Consider the following 13,563-nt stretch of genomic DNA (forward strand, 5'->3'; position numbering starts at 1 on the left):
CCTTATTGGTACTTTTTCCACACACTTTCAAACTGCTCTTCGTTAAAACCAAGTGTTACCTTCGTTCCATCTGTTACAATTGGACGTTTAATCAACATGCCATCAGATGCTAAAAGCTCGTACATTTCGTCTTCACTTGCATCTTTTAACTTATCTTTCAGACCAAGTTCACGGTAACGCATTCCACTTGTATTAAAGAATTTTTTTAATGGTAATTCACTTTTTTCATGTAAATTACGTAAATCTTCTTTTGATGGTGGATTTTCAACAATATGAATCATCTCATATGCTACATCGTTTGCCTCAAACCATTTCTTTGCTTTTTGACATGTGCCACACTTTGGATATGAATAAAATGTTACTGTCATAAATTCACCTACTTTTTTACTAACCTTTACCTTTATCATATAGAAAACGTTTTATTATTTCAAACGATTATTCGCTAAACTTTTACTTATTTCGTGATAAATTTTAATAATCCTGCGAATTTTTCTTATTTTCCCGCCATTTGTTAAGAAAAAAATAAATATATATTTTTTTAGATTTTTCTCTCATTCTGTATCGAACATATATGTTAAACAAACGTTTGATTAACTCCCTATTTTTCTTTGTTCACTCTTTTAGCTACATCGTTTTCTTTCTACCGAACATACATCTTAAACAAACGTTTGATTAAATTCCTATTTTCCCTTGTTCACCCTTTAGCTACATCAGTCTCTTCCTACCGAACATACATCTTAAACAAACGTTTATTTAACCATTTCAGCCTATAGTCACAAAACCCGGAAACACTTTACATGACAAAGGCGTACAGATAAAAGGAACTAACGATTTTGGCCGTAATAATGAGAGTATTCCATGATGTTAAAGAAATTACTGCAAAGAAAAAAAGACGCATTTAAATAGATGCGTCTTTTGGCGATGTTTCTTTTGTGAAATCATATAAAGCAATTGCGCCTAAAATAACCAATATACTTTCAGGGGCATCTAACAAAATAGTTCTCCAAGTTTCTGATACTACCCATTTAATACCTGCTGATTCAAGATATGTTTGAAAATAACTGATTGTAAAATCAATTACCCATAAACATACAAGTAATGTTAGACCGAATCGAATTAATTTCTTGTTTGTAAACATGTAACACCTCTCAAAATTCATTGGATATTTCTGATTTTAGTTCTTTATATGTAAAAATCCCTATATTTAATTTTAACATACAGAATATCCAAATAAATACAATATGCACATTTGCATATTTCTTGTATATTAAGGAATTACTGTTAATAAAAAAGCCCTACTAGTGTACAAAATAGCTTTAGCAATCCCAACAAATAATCGCATAAATAACGGAATTAGTTGAACCATTATGTAATAAGGGGAAATTCCAGTTCCTGGTTACCAACCATAATGAATAACCCGCCGCATAATGCTACAACGGATGCGATAGCACCGACAGGTAAGAAATTGTTGCCAAGAAAAAGCCATGTATACACATGACTTTCATAGCATGATTAATAATCAAAATCCCTTTTCCTTCACCAGCAAATTTTGCTTGCTGAAACTTTTCTTTTTCCCCATCTCTTTGGAAGATATCCGAATCCTAAGAACATAATAATAGCCCGATACTCATTAACTTAACTACCTTTCTTTTTTCCATGATATTTCAAATTCTCCACCATGTTCTTCTGTTATAATTTTAACTTTATATGTATCATCTTTAGACACTTTAATATTATTTTTACTGTTTTCACTATTAACTTCCAGTATTGTATTATCATTTGAATCTAAAACATAAGCCTTTATGGTTCCTTGTTTAGTTTTATCATCAAAGGAAAATATCCAGCTTTCACCTTTTTTTACATCCATATCTTGAGTTGCAAAACCTGTGAAACTTTTATACTTTCCATCTATACTGTTTGAACCTCCATGAACCTTACCACCAACAATCGTTCCCTCTCTTGTAAAACAACCACTAAGAACCACCAAACATAGAAAAAATAATAATGTATTTTTAATAGTTTTCAACATCATCCACCCTTATCCTCACAATAAATACCCCCTATTTACATTCAAAAAAACTATAGCATCTATAATATTATTTTAACTCTTCACGCAACTTCATTTACATATCCAGTAAAAATCACCTCTGATATATGTTCATGATTAAAAAACATATTATATTCAGTTGAAATATTTGCGATAGGATAATAACAAGCTACATAATCCTAAGTTTCCTTAGTTTTTGAATCTTCTTATTTTCATTAATGGCTGTTCCCATGTTTTAAACCTCACAACTGAATAAATCGGAAGTAATGTATCTTTCACTACCTTTTCCATTTTAATTCACTACTTTATTTAATGAAAAATTTACCTATTTTATATAAAATAAAAAAACTAATAGGAACTGTAATTAAATATATTAATGAAAAGATTATTTTTTCTTTTAAATTATATGTAGCATCAAACATTGTAAAAATAATAGTACCCAAAAAACAAATCACAAAAAGAACTTTTAAAATTTTTTTCAAACTTTCTAAAGTCATACAAGATACTCCTTTTTACTTTATCTCTACTTCAACACCTGTATCCACAGGACTAGCGCCAGGTCCCCAAGGGAACTTAACTTTAAATCCACTTGAACTTATCTTTAGTAAACCACCAAGATGTAAATCATGATTTGTAAATGATATAGGTATATCTATACCCGCTTCATATTTTGCTAAAGAGGCCTCCTCCCCAATTTCAAAACCATTTTTATCTATTTTATCAGCAACTTCTGCATTCCCCATACTTAAACTAGCTTCTACATAAAAAAATAAGAAGCCTCGTTTACAGGCTCCTTCATCATCTATTCAAATAATCTGCAATTGTTTGGAATACGACGATATACATATTATGAATACTTTCTTCTACATTTCCACCATTTGATAATCCAATTCCCCATTGTTGTCCTTCACCACTTCCGATATTTGCAAACCCTTGCGTATACATGGCATTTACATCTTTTCGGGCACTGTTATACTCTATCCCTTTTGTAATAAAAATCGAATATGATTTATCTTGTAAACCGATAAAAAACACTGGTTTCTTTAGCGATGAAAATACATTTTTATACTGATCTGTTGAGGCTTCTTGAAAGTGAGCTTTCATTATTAGAAAACCATCCACTTCCTTAGATTTCTTTTCCAGTTCCTCTAACCTCATTTCCTCAAACTTTACATTCCTAAACGTATCTTTCGGTTTTTCTCCAACAACTCCAATTACGAGTGCTCTTCCGTTATATTCTAATTTCTCTCCTTCTTTATCCTTTGCACACCCAGCACTGACTAGGCATATGAATATAAAAACTAAGAAATACGATAAACGCTTCATTTTGCACCCTCCCCTTCTTTTCAGTCAAGTGACAAAAACGTAAGGTTCATTCAAGAAAATGTAAGCAAAATCGATAGCCCAAATTACGTTTCTATATTATAATCAATTGAATTTACTTACATTACTAAACATAGGAGATTATCATGAAGAAATTTAAACTTTCATCTTTTCTTCCGTTAAGTTATATACTTCTACTCGTACTCGTAAGTCCCCTTTACGATGTATTAAATAAATCGACTGTACACGCAGTAGATGTCACAACTGTAGTAGATGATTGGATTCCATTTGTGAAAGCATTTATTATTCCTTATTTAATTTGGTTTCCTTACTTATACGGCGCACTTATTTATTACTGCTTTGCAGATCGAAAACAATATTATGTCACTTTAAGTAGTATCATTCTTGGAAAACTTGCTTGTTTTTCCATTTATTATTTTTGGCAGACAACTGTACCGCGTCCAACCGTCGTTGGAACAGACGTATTTTCCGAACTAGTCCGCTATATTTATAGTATCGATCAACCGGTAAATTGTTTCCCTAGCATTCATGTTCTTACTACATTTGTCATTATGCTAACTGCCTTTAAACGTAGAGAACAACATGCTTTTGAATATTACATTCTTACCTTCTTCGGTACGCTTATTATTTTATCAACGCTATTTACGAAGCAACATGCATTTGTAGACGCCATTTCTGGAATGACGCTTGCAAGCATACTTTACTTCGGCGTTCAGCTGTTATTAGCAAAAGAAACAGTACGTGTTCCAGTAAAACAAAATCAAAAAATGTAAAAAGCAGACTGTGGCTTCCAGTCTGCTTTTCTCTATATAAAAGGAGATTTTCAATTTAAGATTGCGGTACAGTCATATCACCAGAGTGAATACGACCTGCTTTTTTAAGAGCAATGTAAAGTATATAAGAAACAGCTACTGGAATGACGATATAAGTGATTACCATCGCTGGGACAACTTCCCATCCTTCACTGGAAATTAAATTAATTGGTGCGATAAGAGAACTTAATCCAAGACCTGCAATTTCTTTTCCTGCTTCCAGTTGGAAAATTAATGCGGATACTGGACCAACTATCGCACTGGCGACAACAGTTGGGACGAGGATCATTGGATTTTTAGTGATATTTGGCAACTGTACTTTCGGAGTACAAAGAGCTTGAGCTAATATACCCCCTAAATTATTTTCTTTCGCAGAGATGACAGAGAATCCGATAAACTGAGCAACGCAGCCTGCAAGAGCAGCACCACCTGCAACACCGTCTAAGCTAAGTGCGATCGCTAGCGCAGCTGATGAAGCTGGAGAGATAAGTAATAGTCCCCAAACGACTGCAATGACGATAGAAGCGATAAACGGGCTACCAGCTGAACTGTCTTTAATGAAAGCTCCAACTGCATTTAAAACAGGAGTAATATTATGAGATAACCAAATACCTACTAAACCAGAACCTAATATTGCCGCAAATGGAACGAGCATCATATCTAACGCAGTTTTTCCACTTAAACGTTTACCAATATATACAGCTAAAGTCGCTGTTAATAATGCACCGATTGGTTCACCTGTTTTAATAATTAGACCTGCTTCAGTAATGGAAATGGATCCGGCACCAATCGCTCCAGCTACCATAGCCGAGAAAATTACAAGACCGTTTGCACCGAGCATAAAAGCAATTCCGGCACCAATGGCTGGTGCCATAAGTGATTTTGCAACAACTCCGATTGTAATAAGCAACGGGATATCAACAATTCTTCCTATATTTTCGATTAGTAAACCAATTCCAAGGGATACGAAAATACCTTGTGCGATTCCAGCTGATGCTTTAAATACACGAGACATTATATATTCCTTCATTTGTTTCACCTTCTCCTATAAGTTAGTAACCAATTGTTTTCATATAATCACGTAAACTATCGTTTGATTTTGCGAATCGAGATTCTTCATCCTCTGTTAAATTTAGTTCTACAATTTCTCTTATACCATCTCTAGTAATAATAGCTGGTACTCCTGTACAAATATCATATTCACCATACTCACCATCTAAAATGGCTGATACAGCAATTACACGGTGATCATCGTTAAAGATTGAGCTCGCAATATATGCTAGAGAATTTCCGATTCCGTAATAAGTAGTACCTTTTCGTTTATAAATTTCCCATCCGGCTTTTGCAGTCTTCTCAACGATTTCATCTAAATCTATTTCACCAAATCGTTCTTTTTGTTCTTCTAATATTTGCAGAATTGGTTTTCCACCAACAGTTACGTGTGACCAAGCAACCATTTGAGAATCACCATGTTCTCCTAATGAATACCCATGAATACTACGAGGGTCTACATGTAACATTTCAGATAAAATTGTTCGTAAGCGAGAAGAATCTAGTGATGTACCAGTACCAATCACACGATTTCTAGGTAATCCAGATAATTTCCACACTTGATACGTAATAATATCAACTGGGTTCGATGCAAGTAAGAAAATACCATCAAATCCACTTTCCATTACGCCGCCAACAACACTTTCCATAATCTTCGCGCTCGCTCCTAAAGTATCTAAGCGACTTTGTCCTGGTTTTGGTGCTGGTCCTGCTGTAATAATAACGATGTCCATATCTTTGCAGTCTTCATAGCTTCCTGCATATACTTTTGTTCTTGTATTTGTAAAGTTAATGCAGTGCGATAAATCCATCGCTTCCCCAACTGCACGTTCATGATTTATATCAATTAATAATAGCTCTTCGCAAATGCCTTGATTGACAATGGAATATGCACAACTTGATCCAACTAATCCAGTACCGATAATTGCAATTTTTCTTGTATGTCTTTTCATAGCAATCTCTCCTAATTGATCATATAATCTATTTCTTTTGTTCCTTACACTCCTAATTATAGAGGTTCCCACGATAGAAACCATGGATACTTTGTGAAATATTGAGCAAAGTTTTTGTCCTTTTTGTGAATTGTTATATTCCATTTTCGTCATATTTGTTACAACTGGAAAAATATTTATTATGTATTTATTGACATATACAAAAAGAAAACGAGCGAATAGATTCGCTCGTTTTCTTTTTCCTGTTATTCCGCACTTAATTGGCTTTTTAATTGTTGTACAATCATTGGATTCGCAGGTGCCGCTGGCTTGTAATAACTCTTTTGCTTTGCATACTCATACATATTACGTTGACGCATTTCATCTTGATTACGAATTTGGATTAACGTTTGGTGTAACTGTTCATTATCAGACTGAGCAATATAATTTGCATAACTTGTTAAACTTGCATTTAATCCTGCTAAATAATCATTTACCATATCTTTTTCATTCATGTTCCGCTTCCTCCTATCCTAGGAAAGTCATTAATTGTTGCTTCGTATTTCGTGCATCTTGCGCATCTTTTTGTAGCATTTGTTTCAGTTGTGGATCTGTACATGTCTGTGCATACTGCTCCAACTTGTTAATAATTGTTGCGTGTCCACCAATTAAATGACGTAAGTTTTCTACTTCAAGCTCTGTTAAGTTTTGCATAGGATACTCCTACCTTTCTTTATTCTTTCACTGTTAGTATTTAGCTATTTTTTGATTGTATACATGAATTAACTTTTTCACGTGCATACAAAATAAAAGATGAATAGCTAAGCCATTCATCTTTTATACTAGTTATGTATTTATTTTTATAGAGATACAATCATACTTATACTCACAAGTAAGTTCCATACAATGTGTAAAATAATACTAGGTATAATAGATTGCGTCTTTTTGTATAACATTGCAAATACCATTCCCATAATCGTTGCCGTAATTAGAAGACCTCCATGAAGAATTCCAAAAACGAAGGAAGAAATCATGATACTAACTAAAAAATTATATCTCTTTTCTAAAAATCGATATAAAATACCTCGAAATAGAATTTCTTCTTTAACCGGTGTAATGATAGCAACACTTAACACATATATAATACTTTGTATGCTATTTTGAAGCACTAAACTCCCTAACTGTTCCTTTTGTTCTGCTGCACTTTCAAAACTAAATACATGTAACATTAAATATTGTGATACTGCAATGATAATAAAACCAACTAATAGATATAAATATGTCTTCCCACTCTTCAAAACGGATAAATCCCAAATAGATTTAATAAAATGAAGAACCGGTTTATAAACTAATAAAACGATAGCAACAACAGATGCATCGAATAAGAGCAAATAATATCCTTCTAATTTAGTACTTAATGCTTCTTCTCCATAAATCCCAAAGGCTAATCCAAGGAATAATCCTCCTAGGAGTGAAATCCCTATAATCATTGCTATCATTACAAATAGATTTTTATATGTTATATTCTCTATTTTTCTTTCTGCACTATACGCTTCTAACACTGTTTTACTCACAGTACCCCTCCAGTTATTCTCATTTATCCCATTAAAATCCCTTAATTTAAATATAAAGATAATATAACAAATTTTACAAAAAGAATAATATGCAATTTTACATATTATGAAAACTTTATATTTTATAGTTTTAGGAATAGAATTGCTATGCAATAATTATTATATGAAATTTCAAAAAATATTTCCTATCCACTATAACCCTCGCATCATATAAAACTTATTAGTTAAAGGAGCAATAAACATGAAAACACACGACTTCCTTACAGAAATCCAAAAGGGCTCTGAGCCTAGTCCCTATCAAGATCCTATCGTATTCAGTTTCGTTTGCTTTTTCTTAGCGATATTTACATTTTTCAAACCAGCTAAATAATATCATTTAACAAAAAAGAGCCTCTAAACCACTAGAGGCTCTTTCTCATCTAATATCTTCTTTTCAAAACTACAATAGTTAAAGCATACGAACAAAGCACTCCAGCTAATAAACATGCATTTGCTAACTTATACTGTTCGCCTGTCAGTGAATATAGATTCCCAATTAAAAAGATAACTAAATATAGAAATAAAAATACAAATAATGAAATTTTAGCGGCATTTCCTGTAATATGCTCGCCTCTTTCATCTTCCCCCTCATTCTTCTGAAAACGTGTTGCATATAAAACACCTATTAGTCCCGCTACTGAGATTATGATCCCTATTACAATGCTCATTCCGTTTCCCCCTCTATTTTATATTGAAAAACTTCATGAAACTCCTTACCTAAAATATGTGCAATTTCAAAAGCTAAAATTAAAGATGGATTGTAACGATTCGCTTCAATTGAGGCGATCGTTTGTCTACTTACCCCTGCTTTGTTCGCTAAATCAGTTTGTGACCAGCGTTTTTCTGCTCTGAGTACAACGAGATTATTTTGTAAAATTCCACTCTGTTTCATAACCTCTCCTTTTTACATTATTTTCTATATTTTAATTGTAATTTATTTTTAACATGATGTAAACTATTTTTAACATCAATAAAATGAAACTTTAATCCATCCACCCCCACCTACCATTCTTTTCGAATCATATGCACTAAAAAACCTTAGAATCTTCTAAGGTTTTTGTTTGCCTCGCTTCTTATTCACGTAACCCTTTAATAAACGTTTCCAATAATACATGTAAACTTGTATCTAAATCTAATGGCAAACCAAATCCGCCCTGCTGTTCAATCGACGCAAACCCGTGACAAATACTTCTGAATCCACGTGTCGCATGAAGTGCATTTTCGCCTTCTAAGCCGTACTGTTGTAAAACCTGTAGACAAAGCTTTACAATCCCGTCACCTGCTTTTCTTACTTCTTCATCTCGTAAAAAGGTTGCTTCATACAGTCCAGGATGTGTGCGTACGAATGCTACATACGCTTCTCCTAAAGCATGAATTGCTTCATCCATCCGTTTACCCTCAGCAGCTTCTTCCAGTCTGTTATGCAGCTGTTGTATTCCGTAAATACCAAGATGTTTCCATACATCTTGTAACCCTTTTACATGATTATATAGTGAGGGAGAACGTATCCCTAACCTTTGCGCTAATGAAGCTAACGTTACTTCTTGTATTCCATTTGCATCTGCAATTTCTACTGCTGTTTCTACAATTTTCGGTAATGTAAGTCCGATTCTCGGCGACATCAATTAACCCTCTTTTCTACTTTCTATATTCCGCTTTGCTTCCTGAATAGCAAGCTCTATAATAGCACCTGGATCATTTACCATTTTTCCGTGCCCTGCCGCAAGCAAGGAAGGCTCATATTCTCTTAGCTTCTCTGCACTTTGTAATGCCATTTCTTTACTCCACGTTGCCATCGCAGGAAACGGAAACCAAAATTTCATTTGTCCCGAAACAGCCGTACCTCCTCTCGTTTGAAATGCATCCCCAACAATAAGAGCATTATTTCTTATATCAAGAAACGACATGGATCCCGGTGTATGTCCCGGTGTCATAATCGCAAGCAACGATCCAACTCGGTCACCATCTTCTAATAAAATATCAGGTGCCGTTTTCACCTTTTTAGGTACACCGCCTTTTATTGGCGTATTTGGTTCATTCTTTTGTAACGTCGTATCGCCTTCTAATAGCTTTGCGTCTCGCTTAGAAATATAGACTGGAACATGAGGAAGTACTTCCTTTAATGCATCTAATGCACCGATGTGATCATCATGCGCATGTGTTAATACAATATTCGTAATTGGTTTTCCTATTTTCTCAGCCGCCTGTAAAATTCCTTTTGCGCTATATGGTAAAGCAGCATCAATTAAAGTTAAACCATCTTCTTCCTCCACAAAGTAACAATTCACAGGAAACACTCTTGGCAAAAATGACAATTGATATACCGTTTTTTCATGCATCATTCTCATATTCCCATCTCCCTTTTCACAAAAACTAATACCATTAGTTTTATTATACTAATGGTATTAGTTTTATGCCACTAAAAATTTCATTTTTTCAGAAAAAAGAACAGTAGCCGTATAAACGACTACTGTTCTTTAAAGGTATTAAACTGTGTAACGCTCATCTTCTAAAATTTTCGCAGCGATTTCACGTTTCTTCGGAATTACGTTAAGTGGTGTGTGGCGAGTTAATTTACGTAATGATGATAACATCATGCGTAGCATGTCGCCGTTTTCAACTGCGATAAGTGTTTCTTTCGCATCTGCTTCGATTTCGTTAAATGCTTCTTGGCAGAATACTTCAGTGTATAACACTTTTTGTTTATTCTTTTCAAGACCAGTTGTTTTGATTGCTTTTTCTGTACGAAGAACAGCTGATTCCATTGCGTATAGATTGCTTACGATGTCAGCGATATTGACAAGAATTTCTTGCTCTTTATCTAATGCTTTACCGTATTTTTGAGCAGCTAATCCAGCTACCATTAAGCCAATTTTCTTCGCGTTATTTACTAAATATTTTTGAAGTGCTAATGGCTCATCGCCTACTTCTTCTGGCATCATCATCATTAACTCTTCTTGTAATTTTTGTGCTTTTTGAAGAAGTGGTAATTCACCTTTCATCGCTTTACGTAAGAACGTACCTGGTACGATTAGACGGTTAATTTCGTTCGTTCCCTCGAAAATACGGTTAATACGAGAATCGCGGTACATTCTTTCAATCTCGTATTCTGCCATAAATCCGTAACCACCGTGAATTTGAACACCTTCATCTACTGTATAGTCTAGTACTTCAGAACCGAATACTTTGTTTAAAGAGCACTCGATTGCATATTCAGCGATAGAAGCTGCTACTGCTTTACCGTCTTTTACTTCTTCTTCAGATAATGTGCTCATGCGGCTTTCGAATAAACCTACTGTACGATATACAGAGCTTTCAGCTGCATATGTTTTCGCTGCCATATTCGCAAGTTTCTCTTGAATTAATGGGAAGCGAGCGATTGGTTGCTTGAACTGTTGACGTTGGTTTGCATATTGTGCTGAAATTTCTACTGCACGTTTCGCAGATCCAACTGTACCAACACCTAATTTATAACGACCGATATTTAAAATGTTGAATGCGATAATATGACCTTTACCGATTTCACCAAGTAAGTTTTCTTTCGGTACTAACGCATCTTCCAAAATTAACGTACGAGTTGAAGAACATTTAATACCCATTTTCTTTTCTTCTGGGCTTGTAGATACACCAGCGTAGTCTTTCTCTACGATAAATGCTGAGAAGTGCTCTCCATCGATTTTTGCATATACAATAAATACGTCAGCGAATGCAGAGTTTGTAATCCACTGTTTTTCACCGTTTAATACGTAATGTGTACCTTCTGCATTTAAACGTGCAGTTGTTTTTGCACCTAATGCGTCAGATCCTGAACCTGGCTCTGTTAATGCGTATGCAGCTAATTTTTCACCAGTTGCAAGTAATGGTAAATACTTTTTCTTTTGCTCTTCGTTACCGAATAATACGATTGGTAACGACCCGATACCTACGTGAGCACCGTGAGTAATTGCAAAGCCACCAGCGCGAGAGAATTTCTCTGCGATTAACGCTGAGCTTACTTTATCAAGACCAATTCCGCCGTACTCTTCTGGTACGTCAGCGCCTAATAAACCAAGTTCCCCAGCTTCTTTTAAAAGACGAACAGAACGATCAAACTCATGTTGCTCTAAATATTCAAGCTCTGGAAGAACTTCATTTACGATAAAGTCCTCTGTCGTTTTTGCAATCATTTTATGCTCAGATGAAAAATCTTCTGGCGTAAACACTTGATCAATCGTAATCTCATCTACTAAAAAGCTACCGCCTTTAACCGCATTTCCTACTGTTTTTTCCATAAAAATTTCCTCCTTCATATTTTCATAAGCCGCTTCTCTCATTTCGAAAGAAGCTGGCTCTCCCGTTTATTTTTTATAAACCTTTGTTGCTTCCATTCTTTGCATTGTCGGCGTCTCGTTGTGAGCGAGGCAAAGAGCGCCTCTACGTCTGAAGCTCCATCCCCCTCACATTCTGAGCGAGTCGCCTCCACTTTTTTATAATCCAGTTCCAGTGGCTAGAACAATCGGTCGTTTCATCCCTTCCTGTGAGGCAAAAAACGCCTCTTCGTCAGGGCTTCCAACGCCCTCTTGTTCTGAGCAAGCTACTTCCACTTTTTTTATAGTAATTCAAACACTCCCGCTGCTCCCATTCCGCCGCCGATACACATTGTTACGATACCGAATTGTTCGTTGCGGCGTTTCATTTCGTGAATAAGAGATAGTGTTAGTTTTGCTCCTGTACAGCCAAGTGGATGTCCAAGTGCGATTGCACCACCGTTTACGTTTACTTTTTCTTCATCTAAACCAAGTTCACGAATAACTTGGATCGATTGAGAAGCGAATGCTTCATTTAGTTCAAATAAACCAATATCAGATAGCTCTAAACCAGCTAATTTTAACGCTTTTGGAATTGCAGCGATTGGGCCGATTCCCATTACTTCTGGTGGTACGCCAGCTACTGCAAATGAACGGAATTTCGCAAGTGGTTTCATGCCATCGCTCACTGCTTTTTCACGATCCATTAATAGTACAGATGCTGCGCCGTCACTCATTTGCGAAGAGTTACCAGCTGTTACAGAACCGCGAACGTTAAATGCTGGACGTAATTTACCTAAAATATCTAGCGTCGTCTCTGCTCTTACACCTTCGTCTTGCGCAAAAGTAATTGTTTCTTCTTGCAGTTTGTTATTTGCTCCAACAGTACGTAACGTTACATCTACAGATACTGTTTCATCAGCAAAGTTTCCTGCAGCTAATGCTTTCGCAGCACGTTGATGACTTCTTACTGCAAATGCATCTTGCTCTTCACGAGAAATTCCATATTTCACAGCAACTTGCTCCGCTGTATGTCCCATACCCATATAATATTCTGGAGCTGCTTCTACAAGGCGACTATTTGGACGAACAACGTGTCCCATCATTGGAACTAAACTCATTGATTCCGCTCCGCCTGATAATACAGCTTCCGAGTGACCAAGCATAATACGCTCTGCTCCGTAAGCGATACTTTGTAACCCTGAAGAACAGTAACGGTTAATCGTAATAGCTGGAACATCGTAAGAAAGTCCTGCTAATCCGCCGATATTACGAGCCATATTTAAACCTTGCTCTGCTTCTGGCATTGCACAACCGAAAATTAAATCATCGATTGGTCCTTCATAATTCGCACGCTTTAACGTTTCTTTTACTACTAACGCCCCTAAATCGTCAGGACGAACTGTTTTTAATGAACCCCTCTTTGCTTTTCCAATTGGTGTTCTTGCTCCCGCAACAATGACAGCTTCTCTCATGAAC

Annotated in this window: 19 protein-coding genes and 3 pseudogenes; 2 read left to right on the plus strand and 20 right to left on the minus strand. The window is 35.5% G+C overall.

Going from position 1 to position 13,563, the window contains the following annotated elements:
* Positions 1-2: 2 nt before the first annotated feature.
* The 9 genes and pseudogenes from AC0L0O_RS22470 to AC0L0O_RS22510 all read right to left on the minus strand — a co-directional run bounded on the left by AC0L0O_RS22470 (position 3) and on the right by AC0L0O_RS22510 (position 3,373).
* Positions 3-368, minus strand: a complete 366-nt coding sequence (locus tag AC0L0O_RS22470; protein WP_000218967.1) for an arsenate reductase family protein — start codon at positions 366-368, stop codon at positions 3-5.
* A 530-nt stretch (positions 369-898) separates the two neighbouring features.
* Positions 899-1,138 carry a DUF3937 family protein gene (locus AC0L0O_RS22475; protein ID WP_000494859.1) on the minus strand — a complete coding sequence of 80 codons (240 nt, stop codon included), beginning with the start codon at positions 1,136-1,138 and terminating at the stop codon, positions 899-901.
* A 129-nt stretch (positions 1,139-1,267) separates the two neighbouring features.
* Positions 1,268-1,446, minus strand: a pseudogene (locus AC0L0O_RS22480) (quinol oxidase); the annotation flags it as partial.
* Positions 1,431-1,611: pseudogene (locus AC0L0O_RS22485) on the minus strand (hypothetical protein). The pseudogenes AC0L0O_RS22480 and AC0L0O_RS22485, both read right to left, overlap by 16 nt.
* 28 nt (positions 1,612-1,639) lie before the next feature.
* Positions 1,640-2,029, minus strand: coding sequence for a hypothetical protein (locus AC0L0O_RS22490; RefSeq protein ID WP_000920740.1), 390 nt, complete (start codon positions 2,027-2,029; stop codon positions 1,640-1,642).
* A gap of 80 nt (positions 2,030-2,109) precedes the next feature.
* Positions 2,110-2,338 (minus strand): annotated as a pseudogene (locus AC0L0O_RS22495) (DUF4176 domain-containing protein).
* 14 nt (positions 2,339-2,352) lie between these two features.
* Positions 2,353-2,544 carry a hypothetical protein gene (locus tag AC0L0O_RS22500; RefSeq protein ID WP_000171578.1) on the minus strand — a complete coding sequence of 64 codons (192 nt, stop codon included), beginning with the start codon at positions 2,542-2,544 and terminating at the stop codon, positions 2,353-2,355.
* Between the two features lie 15 nt (positions 2,545-2,559).
* Positions 2,560-2,790 (minus strand): hypothetical protein, encoded by a 231-nt coding sequence (locus AC0L0O_RS22505; protein ID WP_098639137.1) that lies wholly within the window; start codon positions 2,788-2,790, stop codon positions 2,560-2,562.
* 55 nt (positions 2,791-2,845) lie between these two features.
* Positions 2,846-3,373 carry a hypothetical protein gene (locus AC0L0O_RS22510; RefSeq protein ID WP_000826893.1) on the minus strand — a complete coding sequence of 176 codons (528 nt, stop codon included), beginning with the start codon at positions 3,371-3,373 and terminating at the stop codon, positions 2,846-2,848.
* Between the two features lie 143 nt (positions 3,374-3,516).
* Between AC0L0O_RS22510 and AC0L0O_RS22515 the strand changes: the two genes are divergently transcribed.
* Positions 3,517-4,164 (plus strand): phosphatase PAP2 family protein, encoded by a 648-nt coding sequence (locus tag AC0L0O_RS22515; RefSeq protein ID WP_098639138.1) that lies wholly within the window; start codon positions 3,517-3,519, stop codon positions 4,162-4,164.
* Positions 4,165-4,219: 55 nt separating this feature from the next.
* On the opposite strand, the gene AC0L0O_RS22520 is transcribed toward AC0L0O_RS22515, so the two are convergent.
* The 5 genes from AC0L0O_RS22520 to AC0L0O_RS22540 all read right to left on the minus strand — a co-directional run bounded on the left by AC0L0O_RS22520 (position 4,220) and on the right by AC0L0O_RS22540 (position 7,759).
* Complete coding sequence (locus AC0L0O_RS22520; RefSeq protein WP_000666170.1) at positions 4,220-5,233, minus strand: PTS sugar transporter subunit IIC; 1,014 nt, start codon at positions 5,231-5,233, stop codon at positions 4,220-4,222.
* 22 nt (positions 5,234-5,255) lie between these two features.
* Positions 5,256-6,206, minus strand: coding sequence for an L-lactate dehydrogenase (locus AC0L0O_RS22525; protein WP_473786136.1), 951 nt, complete (start codon positions 6,204-6,206; stop codon positions 5,256-5,258).
* A 245-nt stretch (positions 6,207-6,451) separates the two neighbouring features.
* Entirely contained in the window at positions 6,452-6,700 is a 249-nt protein-coding gene (locus AC0L0O_RS22530; protein ID WP_001002987.1) for a spore coat protein, read from the minus strand.
* Positions 6,701-6,713: 13 nt separating this feature from the next.
* Positions 6,714-6,899, minus strand: a complete 186-nt coding sequence (locus AC0L0O_RS22535; protein ID WP_001180555.1) for a hypothetical protein — start codon at positions 6,897-6,899, stop codon at positions 6,714-6,716.
* A 146-nt stretch (positions 6,900-7,045) separates the two neighbouring features.
* The gene (locus AC0L0O_RS22540) at positions 7,046-7,759 is read right to left on the minus strand and encodes a CPBP family intramembrane glutamic endopeptidase (RefSeq protein ID WP_428889850.1); all 714 of its coding nucleotides are present in this window, start codon (positions 7,757-7,759) and stop codon (positions 7,046-7,048) included.
* A 241-nt stretch (positions 7,760-8,000) separates the two neighbouring features.
* Here AC0L0O_RS22540 and AC0L0O_RS22545 point away from each other — a divergent pair, with 241 nt between their 5' ends.
* Complete coding sequence (locus AC0L0O_RS22545) at positions 8,001-8,129, plus strand: hypothetical protein (RefSeq protein ID WP_000848037.1); 129 nt, start codon at positions 8,001-8,003, stop codon at positions 8,127-8,129.
* Positions 8,130-8,178: 49 nt separating this feature from the next.
* On the opposite strand, the gene AC0L0O_RS22550 is transcribed toward AC0L0O_RS22545, so the two are convergent.
* The 6 genes from AC0L0O_RS22550 to AC0L0O_RS22575 all read right to left on the minus strand — a co-directional run bounded on the left by AC0L0O_RS22550 (position 8,179) and on the right by AC0L0O_RS22575 (position 13,559).
* Positions 8,179-8,466 (minus strand): DUF2178 domain-containing protein, encoded by a 288-nt coding sequence (locus AC0L0O_RS22550; RefSeq protein ID WP_000029285.1) that lies wholly within the window; start codon positions 8,464-8,466, stop codon positions 8,179-8,181.
* Positions 8,463-8,690, minus strand: coding sequence for a helix-turn-helix transcriptional regulator (locus tag AC0L0O_RS22555; RefSeq protein ID WP_000813828.1), 228 nt, complete (start codon positions 8,688-8,690; stop codon positions 8,463-8,465). Before AC0L0O_RS22555 ends, AC0L0O_RS22550 begins: the two co-directional genes overlap by 4 nt.
* Before the next feature lie 181 nt (positions 8,691-8,871).
* Positions 8,872-9,420 carry a TetR/AcrR family transcriptional regulator gene (locus AC0L0O_RS22560; RefSeq protein ID WP_428889847.1) on the minus strand — a complete coding sequence of 183 codons (549 nt, stop codon included), beginning with the start codon at positions 9,418-9,420 and terminating at the stop codon, positions 8,872-8,874.
* Between the two features lie 3 nt (positions 9,421-9,423).
* Entirely contained in the window at positions 9,424-10,146 is a 723-nt protein-coding gene (locus AC0L0O_RS22565; protein WP_131371312.1) for an MBL fold metallo-hydrolase, read from the minus strand.
* Positions 10,147-10,284: 138 nt separating this feature from the next.
* The gene (locus tag AC0L0O_RS22570; protein WP_000416278.1) at positions 10,285-12,069 is read right to left on the minus strand and encodes an acyl-CoA dehydrogenase family protein; all 1,785 of its coding nucleotides are present in this window, start codon (positions 12,067-12,069) and stop codon (positions 10,285-10,287) included.
* 317 nt (positions 12,070-12,386) lie between these two features.
* The gene (locus tag AC0L0O_RS22575) at positions 12,387-13,559 is read right to left on the minus strand and encodes an acetyl-CoA C-acetyltransferase (RefSeq protein WP_001206335.1); all 1,173 of its coding nucleotides are present in this window, start codon (positions 13,557-13,559) and stop codon (positions 12,387-12,389) included.
* Between the last annotated feature and the right edge of the window lie 4 nt (positions 13,560-13,563).

The sequence above is a fragment of the Bacillus sp. GS3m_15504 genome (assembly GCF_055825275.1).

What these genes read in the sequence shown, in the direction of transcription:
- AC0L0O_RS22470 (WP_000218967.1), bottom strand. Translation starts at nt 368, where the DNA reads ATGACAGTAACATTTTATTCATATCCAAAGTGTGGCACATGTCAAAAA.
- AC0L0O_RS22475 (WP_000494859.1), bottom strand. Translation starts at nt 1,138, where the DNA reads ATGTTTACAAACAAGAAATTAATTCGATTCGGTCTAACATTACTTGTA.
- AC0L0O_RS22490 (WP_000920740.1), bottom strand. Translation starts at nt 2,029, where the DNA reads ATGTTGAAAACTATTAAAAATACATTATTATTTTTTCTATGTTTGGTG.
- AC0L0O_RS22500 (WP_000171578.1), bottom strand. Translation starts at nt 2,544, where the DNA reads ATGACTTTAGAAAGTTTGAAAAAAATTTTAAAAGTTCTTTTTGTGATT.
- AC0L0O_RS22505 (WP_098639137.1), bottom strand. Translation starts at nt 2,790, where the DNA reads ATGGGGAATGCAGAAGTTGCTGATAAAATAGATAAAAATGGTTTTGAA.
- AC0L0O_RS22510 (WP_000826893.1), bottom strand. Translation starts at nt 3,373, where the DNA reads ATGAAGCGTTTATCGTATTTCTTAGTTTTTATATTCATATGCCTAGTC.
- AC0L0O_RS22515 (WP_098639138.1), top strand. Translation starts at nt 3,517, where the DNA reads ATGAAGAAATTTAAACTTTCATCTTTTCTTCCGTTAAGTTATATACTT.
- AC0L0O_RS22520 (WP_000666170.1), bottom strand. Translation starts at nt 5,233, where the DNA reads ATGAAGGAATATATAATGTCTCGTGTATTTAAAGCATCAGCTGGAATC.
- AC0L0O_RS22525 (WP_473786136.1), bottom strand. Translation starts at nt 6,206, where the DNA reads ATGAAAAGACATACAAGAAAAATTGCAATTATCGGTACTGGATTAGTT.
- AC0L0O_RS22530 (WP_001002987.1), bottom strand. Translation starts at nt 6,700, where the DNA reads ATGAATGAAAAAGATATGGTAAATGATTATTTAGCAGGATTAAATGCA.
- AC0L0O_RS22535 (WP_001180555.1), bottom strand. Translation starts at nt 6,899, where the DNA reads ATGCAAAACTTAACAGAGCTTGAAGTAGAAAACTTACGTCATTTAATT.
- AC0L0O_RS22545 (WP_000848037.1), top strand. Translation starts at nt 8,001, where the DNA reads ATGAAAACACACGACTTCCTTACAGAAATCCAAAAGGGCTCTGAGCCT.
- AC0L0O_RS22550 (WP_000029285.1), bottom strand. Translation starts at nt 8,466, where the DNA reads ATGAGCATTGTAATAGGGATCATAATCTCAGTAGCGGGACTAATAGGT.
- AC0L0O_RS22555 (WP_000813828.1), bottom strand. Translation starts at nt 8,690, where the DNA reads ATGAAACAGAGTGGAATTTTACAAAATAATCTCGTTGTACTCAGAGCA.
- AC0L0O_RS22560 (WP_428889847.1), bottom strand. Translation starts at nt 9,420, where the DNA reads ATGTCGCCGAGAATCGGACTTACATTACCGAAAATTGTAGAAACAGCA.
- AC0L0O_RS22565 (WP_131371312.1), bottom strand. Translation starts at nt 10,146, where the DNA reads ATGAGAATGATGCATGAAAAAACGGTATATCAATTGTCATTTTTGCCA.
- AC0L0O_RS22570 (WP_000416278.1), bottom strand. Translation starts at nt 12,069, where the DNA reads ATGGAAAAAACAGTAGGAAATGCGGTTAAAGGCGGTAGCTTTTTAGTA.
- AC0L0O_RS22575 (WP_001206335.1), bottom strand. Translation starts at nt 13,559, where the DNA reads ATGAGAGAAGCTGTCATTGTTGCGGGAGCAAGAACACCAATTGGAAAA.